Here is an 11,543-nt window from a genome sequence, read left to right on the forward strand (position 1 = left end):
AATATGATACCTGATATCACAGAAATGATAGCAAAAGCAATGAAAGAAAGGGACTCCCTGAGGCTAAGCGTATTGAGGGATATAAGGACCTCAATCACAAATGAGTTGGTGGCGAGCGGGAAAAAGCCCACTGATACTTTGCCGAATGAAGCGTTAGAAAAAATCATAAGACGGCTTCTAAAACAAAGGAATGAAGCGCAGGAGAAATATGAGGAGGCAAATGCGCAAGAAAAAGCAGAACTTGAACGAAAAGAAGCAGAAATATTGAGCGAGTTATTACCCGAGCAGGCAACGGATGAAGAATTGGAAAAAGTTTTGAAAGAGTGTGTGGAAGAGATTGGTCTTTCATCCCCTGCTGATAAGGGTCGTGTGATAAAAACTGTTCTTGAAAGACTTGCAGGAAAAGTAGATGGAAAAAGAGTGTCGCAAGCACTTAGTAAGATGGGGGACAACTAATCATTTAGTTGTTCTGCCTTTTTGTTTTAGGCGTTTGTGCTATACTGCCTCTCATGGATCATTGCGTCACCTATAATTTTTTCCACTTGCTCAATTTTTCCACTCAACTTAATACCCTTTACTTTTTCAATATGTCTCAAAAAGTCGTGGAGCATAATAGATTTAGAAAGCATTATGCTTGTCTGCTTATATAATTCTTCCCCTTTGGATAAATAAGATTGGTTATCTATTTGGTCAAGTAGAAATAAAGTTTCTTGCGAAAGACTCTCAACTATCTCTGTAATTCCCAACATACCTTCTGTATTGTAGAAAATCATATCTGCATTTGCATCAATTTTTTTATATAAGTCTCTATTGTGCCTCTTCTCCTTTTTGATATTGTTTATATAGGTCTTGTTGAACTCTTTGGCTTCTTCGTCTGTCTTTATGTCGCTTTCATACAACTTTGAGATGTAGTCAAAGAGTACTCTGCTTCTATGAGCCAGTCTTTGCTTGGAGAAGTGCGCATCTTCTTTTAGCTTCATCTTTTCCATTATAATTTCTTTACTATCGTTGAGGTCTGCAAGTTGTTCTACTGTTTCTTCATAGTTTATTTCATCGTTTTCCATCATACCCTCCAGCTTTTTTATCTCTTTGATTTTTGCACCTAATTCCAATAAGTCTTCCTTGTCGTGTTGGTATGGAATTGAATTTATTTTTTCCTCTGCCTTTGCATATATTTTTTCTAATCTTTTGGATAACACAGACATCCCATCAATTGATTTTCCAGACAAAATACCTTCTGGCTGTCTCTCCAGTTTTTCATTATATCTATTTATCGCCCCACCAAGATTTTCTTTTATTTGTTTAGAAATAGGGAGTCCATTTGATATATAATCATTAATCACTTTTGATAGGTTTGGTGAAGATGCTTCATATTTTTCGGTTTTATTATTTTCTTTTAATAGACTTGCATATAAATCATCAAGTTTATCGCTAGTTGTCATAGCGCCTATGTCTAACATCATAATCTCTATTTTTTCTAACCTATAATTTTTATACTCTGAATCTTTTTCTTTTAACAGACTTGCCTGACAATCATACAATTTACTTAGTGTTGTGGCTTTTAATTCTTCCACTTGTTTTTCGGACATTTCTTCTAGAACGGAAAATGATAGCGGTGACAGTGAATCTATCACGATTTCATTAATTTTTTTCTCTGACATTTGCTTTATCATATCTTCCAATGCTGGAAGTGGTTCTGCCATATTAATCTTCTCCACACCAAAAAATGCCATTTTATCCGAAACATTTTTCGCAACCTCAGAATTTATAAGATCATAAAATTTCATTTTTGATTCATTTATCTTGTTCAAATCTTCTTGGCTTGGGTATGCCTCGCCAACGTCAAATGGAGAAACTGAGCCTTCACCCACATCTGTTTCTTCCCCTTCACCAGTCGGTGACACTTGTGGTGGTGCTTGTGGGGTCTTATCTTTCCCTTCACCGGTTGGTTGTGCTTGTGGATTTGTATCTCCAAGTCTGTTTGATGGGATTCTCAAAGAACCTTCGCCTAATCCTGTTGGCGGTGCTTGTGGTGGTGCTTGTGGGGTCTTATCTTCCCCTTCACTGGTTGTTGGTGCTTGTGGGGTCCCATCTTCCTCTTCACCGGGAAGTATCAAAAAATCTTTGCCTAGTCCTGTTGGCGGTGCTTGTGGAATTGTCTTTTCAAGCTCATCTACTGTTGCTTTCTGTTTCGCTGCCTTTATTGCTTCCTGTCTCGCTTTATCTTTCTTTGCGCTTGCTATTATTATTTTTATTACTCTTGGTGACATTCCTTTAAATAATGCTTCTAATTTATCCAATACCTCTGACTTTCTCATCAATTTAACCCTCGCCATATTTTCATTAGCCAACTTTTTCGCATCCACACATAGACCTTCAATTTTCCGACGAGTTTCTTTATCTTCAATAGTATCGGCAAGTTGAACTATTTCATTTAATTTTTCCAGTATTTTAAAATCAATCTGATCTGCTGATTCAATAAATCGCCTAAACACCTTCCACTGGACTCTTATATCTTCACCTTCTCTACTTTTATAAAATCTCTCATCCATAATTATATATACTACATTTGTGTAATTTTTCTTATATTATCTTCAACCTCTTCTGATGGACTTCCATATCTTTCAAGTGATTTCATAACAATGAAATCGGCTATCTCCCTATCCCCTCTATCTACAAACTTAACATTCATAGAAAACGGTTTCTTGGGATGACCGCCAGAGAGAATGCGAACTGCGGCATTCAGATTTTTCATTGATATGAGATCATAAGCAGAGAAGGATGGCTCCAGTTGTTTTTCAAGAATCTCGGCGTCCTCATTTCCTATCCTAAAACTCACTATTGTTCCGACATTTCCAAAGACAGCACCTTTTATCTTGTCGGACAGTTGTTGGACATACTGGTGGGCTATCATCAGATTCAATCTATACTTTCTCGCCTCTGAAAGTATTGTTGATATGGTGTCGGTGGTGAAATTCTGAAACTCGTCAATATATAGATAAAAATCTTTTCTTGATTCTTCTGGGATATCTTCGCGAGCAAATGCAGCAAGTGTGAGTTTGTTTGTTATCATCATTCCGAGTAGGTGTTGATTTATTTCCCCTATACGACCTTTTGATAATTTTACCAGAAGAACATTACCTTCATCAATTATTTTTCTAAAATCTATTGAGGAATACGGCTGTCCCATAATCGGACGGATGTAGTCATTTGCTATAAAAACATTGAATTTTGAGGTTATATATGGCGTTATGTTGGAGAGTGATGCCTCACCTGTAACCACTGATGCCTCTTTCTCCCAAAAGTCAATGACGATGCCCGTCTTGGCAAGAGATATTTTTCTCCTACGGAATTCTTCATCAACAAAAATACGCGGAAGTTCTATGAGTGTTGAGGGTCTTCCCTCTTCTGATTCCATAAGTAGCAACAGCGCGTTTCTCATGTATTGTTCAAACATTGGACCCATTGTTTCTTCCGAAAAGAGTGATTTGAATATATTTAATATTTCGTTTACTATAAAAGTTTTTTCCTCTGGTCTTGAGTGGTCGTATTCGAGCATATTGAGAGCAAATGGTCTTTCCAAATTGTCGGGATTAAACAAAATTGTGTCTTCGCTTCTGTGCTCTGGTATTAGACTGGAAAGATCGTCTATCATGTCACCTGCGGGATCAAGAACGCACACACCTCTTCCTTCATATATATCTTGAACCACCATACTTTTTATGAGACTTGTTTTACCTGTTCCTGTCTGTCCGATGGAATAAATATGTCTTCTTCTGTCTTCATGTGACAGTCGGATTTCTTTTGTTCCATCTTTGCCTACATATTCTCCAAGCAAAAGTCCTTCGGTTGGAAGATCGTGTGGTGGTGCAACTGTTTTGTTCTCTTCCCACTCAACAAGCCTGTGTCTATCTGTAAATGTGGGCAAGTGAAAGATACTTACCAACTCGGCAAGGTTCAGACGCATCCTTTTGCTTTCATCAAAAAGAGAGAAGGACAAGTCAGAAGCAAACTTAGATATATCTTTTGCCTTCTTTACCACAAACTCATTATAATTTGTTCCTAAAAATTGACCGAAGCCGCTTGAAAGAACATCAAAAAGGCTCTCTGCGGCGTCTTCTGTTGTTGCAGATGCACACACCCTAACAACAACATCCAGTATCGGCTTTTCCACCTTTGCTTTCAATATTTCTACCTCATCCTGATTGACTTCTGGTTGCTGTGGTACCTCCCCTTTTTTCTTATCTTTAGCACCAGAAAAAGAGGAAACGAGAGAATGAAAAGCATTTTCTGCCTTGATTGCTTTTTTCAAGGAAGAGCCCTTTGTTAATCTGCCCAATATACGATGGACTGTACTGCTGTTGCTTTTTGAACTTTGGCGGACAATTACTTGCATCATAAGACCTATGTTTTTTTGCGAAGCGCCTGTAAAAGTGTTTAGTATCGGAAGAAAGGTGTCTTTTTCAGTTAGTTTATATGTTCGTATTGGAATTGAGAAATGCTTTTTTGTTTCTACATACCCTCCAACTGCGTGCGATTTTTCACTAAAAATAGTGTAGTCATTTGTCTTTACCACTTTTGCTTCTGGAAATATTCCCTTTATTTGTTCTTCTGTAACATCTTCTTTATCTCTTGCAACTCTTATAAAAAATTGTAAAGATGGTTTTCCATAAGGAAGCGCCATTTCAAAAGCAAACACGCTGTTCACCGCAGCAAGTGCGTTGAATAACTGTTCGGATCTTGCAACCTCTTCTATTGGATTTTTTGTTTCTTTTTGTTTTTCATCCCTATATATAGATACAGAAAGAAGTGTCATCTGAAGAGATTGGGCAATCATCTTTTTTTTATTGATTTTGCGGATAAAAAATAAAAAAAGAATTATCAGACCAAGAATAATGGCAGACGCCCCCGCTATTATCAGAATTAGTATTGGATTTGAAAGAAGATTCAACATATTACTTGTTTTTTTCTTTTATTATCCCCTTTTTGACAAAGTCATCATAAAGAAAATCTGCAACGACATCATGAAACGCATCAATAACAAAAGGGCTTTGTTTGTTCAGTTCTTTTATAAATTTTGCGCTTATTTTTTCATTGTTTAATAGGTCAAAAATCTTTTCAAGTTGTTTCGCGGTCTCGCCATCTATATCTTGTGTGTAGTGTTTTGAGTTTTGGTTGGTTACATTGTTATTCACAATAGGTAAAGATTTGCCTATCTGTTTATTTTTCCACGGATTCTCAATTTTTATTTTCTCAGATTCCAGAGTTTTTTCAATTTTTTCTTCTCCTATGGATTCCAAGTCAAGCTCTATATCCTTCTCTTCACCACCGAGTCGCTCCTCTAATCGCCCTATCACCGAGTTTAGTATGTCCTGTTTTTCAAGGGATGCTTTATCGCTTTTTGCCATTGCCTTAATTATAACAAATACAGGTAATATTTTAATAAAAAACTATAAAATTAAGTTGATTGTTCTGTTTCATCGGCCGCCTCTTCCTTTGTATTTATATGCCTAATGGTTCTATTTACAAGCGTTTTTACATCAATAAACCTCTTCTCCTTTGTTGAGCCAAGCACGGTGACTATGAAAGGGTTTGACACACCAGGGGCAAAGGAAAGCACGAGATTGCCGCCTGCCTGATCTGTAAATCCAGTCTTGGAGGAAAATAGGAAGGGTATGTCATCGGTGCTTATGTTTGTGTTCCTCGCCTTTTTGGGCAAACCGCCTATGGGAGATTTAACTATTTCTTTCTGTGATGTCGCCTCCGAAAGAGATGGGAATTCTTTTATAAAGATTTTCATTAAAATGGCGACTTCGTAGGCAGAACCATAACCTCCGGCTATCGCAGGGGTCATATCAAGCCCTGTAGGGTTCAAAAACACGGTCTGAACAAAGCCAAGGTCGTTCGCCTTTTTGTTCATCAGTTCAACAAAAGATTTATACTCTCCGCTGTTCTGAAAAGATGCCTCCTCAGCGCTTCTTGCAATCGCGGAGACACCGTCATTTGATGAGACAACGAGAGAGTAAGCAGAAAGGTCTTCAAGGGTCCATTTTTCTCCCACGCGGAGATTGCTTTCACCTTCCACATCTGTATCTGATTTTTTAATAACTATTATTGAATCACTGGAAAGGTAGTCATAAGCGGTTATCACCGTCATCAATTTTGTTATGGAAGCAAGAGGCAGAGGCACTCTCTCATTTTTTCCATAAAGAACCATATCTTTATCAATATCATAAACAACAGCACCAAGACCTTCTATGTTTGGCACTTCAAGGGATGGTATTCTTTCTTCCTCTTCAGATTCAGCTAACACACCTTCTGTTGTGTTTCTTTCAAAGACAACAAAAAATAGAGAAGCGACAAACACCACTATCAATAACCCAACTGCGAGTATAAATATATTTTTTCTCATAAATTATTCTTCTGATTTGTTCAAGCTCTCTTGTCTTTGATTAAGTAATTCTTGCAATTTTGTTTTCACACTTTCGTATTCAGGAAGTTCTTCTTTGCTTTTTACACCAAGATGTGAGAGAGAGTTTATGCTCAATGTATATTTTGGAGTCCTTTTGTCTTCTCCTGATTCTGCCCTTTCGATAAGACCTCTTATAAGAAGTTTTCTAACTATGAACTGCGAGTTAACCCCTCTTATGTAATCAATGGTCGCACGCGATACCGGACCCATATAGGAAATGATAGCAAGAGTTTCGGCACCTGCGTTACCAATTTCACCTTTTAGTTGTTCTTTCCTATATTTTTCTATTATATCAGCGTTATTTTTACCAGTTACCAAGGCGATTTTACTACCACTATCCACAACAGAAATGCCCCTGTCTTCATATATTGCCTTTATTTCACTTATTGCTTCTTCTAATTCTTCTTTTTTTATGCCAAGAATTTTTGAAACCTCATCGCGTGCCATTGGCTCACCAGTATAAAATAAAAGTGCTTCAAGTTGTTTTGTTATATTATTCATAAAGATTTTGGAACCATACTTATTTCAACAAATAAATCATCCTGCGAGACCAACAGCATATCCTGTTTGACCAGTTCAAGAAGTGCGAGAAAAGAAACTACTGTGTCGTAACGATTCTTTCCTATCTCTGAAACAAAATCTGAAAATGTCGTCTGTTTGAGTGTGGTTGTAATGCGCTCTGTTATTTCTTTCATCACTTCTTCAAGTGTTACTGTTGCACGAACAACTTTCTTTGGCAGTTCTTCTTTAACGGTATACTCTTTGTTGGACATGCCATAAACTGCACTTAACATTTGATTACTGCTCACAAAACTGTCGGGAAAAAACACAACAGTTGCATCTCTCATTTTTTTTCTTTCTAATGGATAAAGAAAATTTGAGTCATAATCAGCAGAGATCTGTTTTGCAATCTTTTTTATATGAGAATATATTTTAAGACGCCTTTCCAACTCACTGACATTCTCCTCCTCTTCCTGAGTAAGTTCAAAGAGAGGAAGAAGTGAACGGGCTTTTATCAGCATCAATGTTGCTATTATTACTGATGTTTCTGCTACCTCATTTGCTGGAAACGGCTGTATTGTCTTTATTTTTTCAAGGTATGTAGATGCAACTTCTGACAATGAAACCCTATCTATAGAGAGTTTTTTCTCTACCACCATATCGTACAGCATTGGCAATGGACCTTTAAATGCTGTTGTATTCACGCTGTAATCAGTATTTATTGTCATATATCCTTTAATGGTTTATCTATACGACCCATATCTCTTGGAAATAAGCTTGCTTCCTTTACATTTTGTATGCCAAGCAGTGCTGCTGTTATCCTTTCAAGTCCAAGACCGGCGCCCCCATGTGGAGGCATTCCATATTTAAACGCTTGTAAGTAAAAAGAAAAGTTTTCAATATTTAGATTGCGTTTCTTTATGTTTTCTTTTAGTTGTTCGTATGAGTGTATTCGTTGACCGCCAGTTGCAATTTCTTTTCCACGAAACAATAGATCAAAACTTTTTGTAAGCCCTTTTGCGTTTTCATCTTCGTATGTATACATAGGTCTTTTACTGATTGGATAATGTGTAACAAATATAACATCTGACTTATATTCTTTTTTGGAAAACTCACAGAGTATTCTTTCATGTGATGGATCAAGGTCCGATGCACCAACACATTTTTCATCGGACTCCTTCTCAACTATCTCCTGCGCCTCTTTCAGCGTTACCAAAGGAAAGGTCTCTTTAGGAAGCAATACTTTTGGAACATCAAATTTCTCAACATATTCATTACAAACATTTTCAATGTTGGACACTGCTTGTCTTATAAAACCTTCCGCGTGTTTCATTACATCTTTATGATCATCAATGAAACCAAGTTCAAAGTCTAAACTTGTGTATTCATTAAGATGGCGGGTTGTGCTGTGCTTCTCTGCCCTATAGACATTTCCTATGGTAAAGACTCTTTCAAACACACCGACCATTATCTGTTTGTAGAGTTGCGGACTTGTTGCAAGACACGCTTCATAACCGAAGTATTGTGTTTTGAATACGCCTGCACCACCCTCTGCATCATCACCGACTAATTTTGGCGATTGAAATTCAACAAAATCATTTTTATTAAAATATTCTCTGAAAGCGTTAACAACACACTCCTGAATCATAAAAATTGCCATTTGGTTTTTGGATCTCAGAGTTATGGGTCTGTTATCAAGAAGTGTGTCTATATTTAGGTTTGTATTCAAATCAAATGGCAATTCTTCTGCTTGAGATATAACATTTATGGACTCAATAGATATCTCCACATCTTCCTCATCGCGCTTCTCTTTTGACGGTCTTTCAGTTGCAGTCCCAGTTATTTCAACTATACTTTCTGGGTTTAATGATTTCGCAACACCGCAAAGATTTTCATTTTTTGCCACACACTGAACAGTGCCACTTCTATCACGCAATACTACAAAAACCACTTTACTGTGGTCGCGAACTTTTTGAACCCATCCTAAACAACGGATTGTATTGCCTATATTTTTCTTTATGTCTTTTATAACAGTTCTTTCCATCATCATTTATTATAAATCTTTATCAGAGGATTCCAACAGTTTTTTTGATTTGTTTGAGAATTTCTGTTATTTTGCTCCTTGCCTGTGAAGTTCCTTTCTCAAGAATTTCTGACACAAGTTGTGGATTGTCCTCATATTCTTTACGCTTTTTTTCAAAAGGAGCAAAATAAGAGATTATACTATCAACGAGTATTTCTTTGGATTCTTTGTAATTTATTTTTCCACTTTTATATCTGTCCTCAATGTCTGAAAGTGCATCTTTGCTGAATATGGTGTGATAATTAAAGACAGTGCAATTTGACGGATCAAGTGGCTCCCCTTCTTTTTTAGAGTCAGTTACTATACCCATTACAGCTTTTTTTATATCATCTTTACCGACAAATAAAGGTATTGTGTTTTTGTATGATTTGCTCATCTTTCTTCCATCCGTTCCGACAACTTCTTCCATATCACAAAAATGCCCTTTTGGTATTTTCAAAAGTTCACATTTATAATTGCTGTTAAACTTTCTTGCTATTTCCCTTGTAAGTTCTAAATGTTGTTTTTGATCTTTACCAACAGGCACAACATCAGCAGATACAGACAATATGTCTGATGCCATAAGCAATGGATATGCAAACAAACCAAACATAAGCTCCTTCTTACTGGACTTTGCCGCTTTGTAGGCATGACCCAAGGATAAAGTCGGAACCGTTATGAAATTGGAGAGAATCCACATTATCTCTGATATTTCTGGTATTTCTGATTGCTTATATATATAAGTTTCATCTGGATTAACACCAAGTGCGAGAGAGTCCAAGACTATATCATTAATGAAGTCATTAAATTTTTTTGAATCTTTTTGTATTTCATTTGAGGTTATGGCGTGTAAATCTGCGATAAAAAAATATGACTCATATGTGTTTTGTAATTCTACAAACTGATGAAATGCGCCAAAATAATTTCCTATGTGTAACCTACCTGTCGGTTGAATTCCTGTTACTAATGTTTTTGTTTTGTTTGTCATATTAACGAGTTGCGAGATAAACTAATACAAGGGGGATGAGTTGTTGGTAAAAATTGTATGGCTTGCCGAATATAGTGTCTATTATATCAGAAGTTTCAAAAACATTATTCAGACCGATTGTGTTGTAAACAACAAGGGCAACCAGTATTCCAAAACTTATCCCTAACAATACTGCTTCCCAAAATGCTACATTTACTTCACCCAGAGAATCTGAAATTATTTGATGCACAACCATAAACGAAAATACATAAAATATCAAAAACAAAAGAAGTGCTTCATAATTAACCCAAGATTCTGGCAAAAAGTTTTCAAAAGGAGTGAGCGGATATAATATGAGCGCAGGATAAAAAGATATTATGAGTGCAAGTGTTAACTCCTTACGCATCACTGCGAACACAGAACCAACTATAACCAACAAAATAAAAGAGAGAAGGTCATAGGGTATGAATAGACTTCCAATTGTTACACCCATAAAAGTATTATACCCCTTCCCCTTTCAAATCTTCTATTAAGCGTTTTGCTTTTGTAGAAAGTTTTTGTGGCATACTCAAAGATACTTCTATCATTACATTCTTATATATACCTTCTTTGAGCGGTATGCCCCCTATGCGTATCCTAAATCGCTCTCCATGTGTGGCTCCTGGTGGGACTTTTATACTAAGCGGTTTTTTGTTGAGTGTCTGAATGGAGTAAGAGCCGCCAAGAAGGGCATCTGTTATCTTTACGGGAAGCCTGTATATAAGTGTCTGTCCTTCACGAAACCAATTTTTGTCTTGAATTATATGGATTTTTACATATAAATCACCCGATATGCCCTTGCTCACAGCCTCACCAAAGCCGTTCATACGGATGACATTACTGTCTTCAATGCCCGATGGTATCACGATATTAATTGATTCTGTCATACGGCTGACCCCTTCACCAAGACATTTTTTGCATTTTACTTTTGGAATTTTACCAGAACCCAAACATATCTCACATGTGACTGTTGCGCTTATAGATCCAAATATTGTCCTACGACTTTCATTTATAGAACCATTGCCCCCACACTTCGTGCAAGTTATTTCTTCTGAACCTGCTTCTCCTCCAGAGCCACCACACGCACCACACTTTGTTCTATGTGTTAATTCTATTTTTCTCTCCACTCCATACACAGCCTCAGCAAGTGTTATCTCTATATCAACCGCTATGTCTGCGCCTCTACTCTTTCTTCTTGATCCGCCAAAAAATGTTTCAAAAATGTTGCTAAAGTCAGCCGTGTTTCTAAAAGAAGAAAAGTCAAAATCATTTGCTCCGCCTTGAAAACCAGACGAGAAAGACATTCCGTATGTGTCATACTCAGCGCGTTTTTTATCATTAGACAAAACATTATACGCTTCACTTATATCTTTAAAAGATGCCTCATCCCCTCCTTTGTCGGGATGATGTTTGTGTGCGAGTTTCCTAAATGCTTTTTTTATCTCTTCTTTTGTCGCGTTTTTTGAGACGCCAAGTATTTTGTAATAATCTTTCTTTGACAT

The 11,543-nt window shown here is 36.9% G+C and carries 11 protein-coding genes; 1 reads left to right on the plus strand and 10 read right to left on the minus strand.

All coding sequences use genetic code 11. The features are described 5' to 3' along the window. Positions 1–3: 3 nt before the first annotated feature. Positions 4–456 carry a GatB/YqeY domain-containing protein gene (locus OXU73_01630; protein ID MDD9868009.1) on the plus strand — a complete coding sequence of 151 codons (453 nt, stop codon included), beginning with the start codon at positions 4–6 and terminating at the stop codon, positions 454–456. A 26-nt stretch (positions 457–482) separates the two neighbouring features. Here OXU73_01630 and OXU73_01635 read toward each other — a convergent pair whose 3' ends face one another. Genes OXU73_01635 through OXU73_01680 form a run of 10 tightly spaced genes read right to left on the minus strand, consistent with a single transcriptional unit; the run spans position 483 to position 11,543 of the window. After that, positions 483–2,552, minus strand: a complete 2,070-nt coding sequence (locus OXU73_01635) for a hypothetical protein (protein MDD9868010.1) — start codon at positions 2,550–2,552, stop codon at positions 483–485. Positions 2,553–2,563: 11 nt separating this feature from the next. Then, positions 2,564–4,954 carry a type IV secretion system DNA-binding domain-containing protein gene (locus OXU73_01640; GenBank protein MDD9868011.1) on the minus strand — a complete coding sequence of 797 codons (2,391 nt, stop codon included), beginning with the start codon at positions 4,952–4,954 and terminating at the stop codon, positions 2,564–2,566. A gap of 1 nt (position 4,955) precedes the next feature. Continuing rightward, a complete protein-coding gene (locus tag OXU73_01645) occupies positions 4,956–5,408 on the minus strand; it encodes a hypothetical protein (GenBank protein MDD9868012.1) in 453 nt (150 codons plus the stop codon). A gap of 50 nt (positions 5,409–5,458) precedes the next feature. Continuing rightward, positions 5,459–6,412, minus strand: a complete 954-nt coding sequence (locus OXU73_01650) for a hypothetical protein (protein MDD9868013.1) — start codon at positions 6,410–6,412, stop codon at positions 5,459–5,461. Between the two features lie 3 nt (positions 6,413–6,415). After that, positions 6,416–6,973, minus strand: a complete 558-nt coding sequence (locus tag OXU73_01655) for an SMC-Scp complex subunit ScpB (protein ID MDD9868014.1) — start codon at positions 6,971–6,973, stop codon at positions 6,416–6,418. Next, a complete protein-coding gene (locus tag OXU73_01660; GenBank protein ID MDD9868015.1) occupies positions 6,970–7,701 on the minus strand; it encodes a segregation/condensation protein A in 732 nt (243 codons plus the stop codon). Before OXU73_01660 ends, OXU73_01655 begins: the two co-directional genes overlap by 4 nt. After that, complete coding sequence (aspS, locus tag OXU73_01665; GenBank protein MDD9868016.1) at positions 7,698–9,017, minus strand: aspartate--tRNA(Asn) ligase; 1,320 nt, start codon at positions 9,015–9,017, stop codon at positions 7,698–7,700. The genes OXU73_01660 and aspS overlap by 4 nt, the downstream gene beginning before the upstream one ends. A gap of 22 nt (positions 9,018–9,039) precedes the next feature. Further along, positions 9,040–10,023, minus strand: a complete 984-nt coding sequence (trpS, locus tag OXU73_01670; GenBank protein MDD9868017.1) for a tryptophan--tRNA ligase — start codon at positions 10,021–10,023, stop codon at positions 9,040–9,042. Between the two features lies 1 nt (position 10,024). Next, entirely contained in the window at positions 10,025–10,495 is a 471-nt protein-coding gene (locus OXU73_01675) for a hypothetical protein (GenBank protein ID MDD9868018.1), read from the minus strand. A 7-nt stretch (positions 10,496–10,502) separates the two neighbouring features. After that, positions 10,503–11,543, minus strand: a complete 1,041-nt coding sequence (locus OXU73_01680) for a J domain-containing protein (protein MDD9868019.1) — start codon at positions 11,541–11,543, stop codon at positions 10,503–10,505.

Source organism: Candidatus Campbellbacteria bacterium (assembly GCA_028817035.1).
Lineage (GTDB): Bacteria > Patescibacteriota > Minisyncoccia > Phycocordibacterales > JABAAK01 > JAPPQH01.

Bases quoted from the DNA above. Each gene is read 5' to 3' on its own strand.
- OXU73_01630 (MDD9868009.1), top strand. From the start codon at position 4: ATGATACCTGATATCACAGAAATGATAGCAAAAGCAATGAAAGAAAGG.
- OXU73_01635 (MDD9868010.1), bottom strand. From the start codon at position 2,552: ATGGATGAGAGATTTTATAAAAGTAGAGAAGGTGAAGATATAAGAGTC.
- OXU73_01640 (MDD9868011.1), bottom strand. From the start codon at position 4,954: ATGTTGAATCTTCTTTCAAATCCAATACTAATTCTGATAATAGCGGGG.
- OXU73_01645 (MDD9868012.1), bottom strand. From the start codon at position 5,408: ATGGCAAAAAGCGATAAAGCATCCCTTGAAAAACAGGACATACTAAAC.
- OXU73_01650 (MDD9868013.1), bottom strand. From the start codon at position 6,412: ATGAGAAAAAATATATTTATACTCGCAGTTGGGTTATTGATAGTGGTG.
- OXU73_01655 (MDD9868014.1), bottom strand. From the start codon at position 6,973: ATGAATAATATAACAAAACAACTTGAAGCACTTTTATTTTATACTGGT.
- OXU73_01660 (MDD9868015.1), bottom strand. From the start codon at position 7,701: ATGACAATAAATACTGATTACAGCGTGAATACAACAGCATTTAAAGGT.
- aspS (MDD9868016.1), bottom strand. From the start codon at position 9,017: ATGGAAAGAACTGTTATAAAAGACATAAAGAAAAATATAGGCAATACA.
- trpS (MDD9868017.1), bottom strand. From the start codon at position 10,023: ATGACAAACAAAACAAAAACATTAGTAACAGGAATTCAACCGACAGGT.
- OXU73_01675 (MDD9868018.1), bottom strand. From the start codon at position 10,495: ATGGGTGTAACAATTGGAAGTCTATTCATACCCTATGACCTTCTCTCT.
- OXU73_01680 (MDD9868019.1), bottom strand. From the start codon at position 11,543: ATGTCAAAGAAAGATTATTACAAAATACTTGGCGTCTCAAAAAACGCG.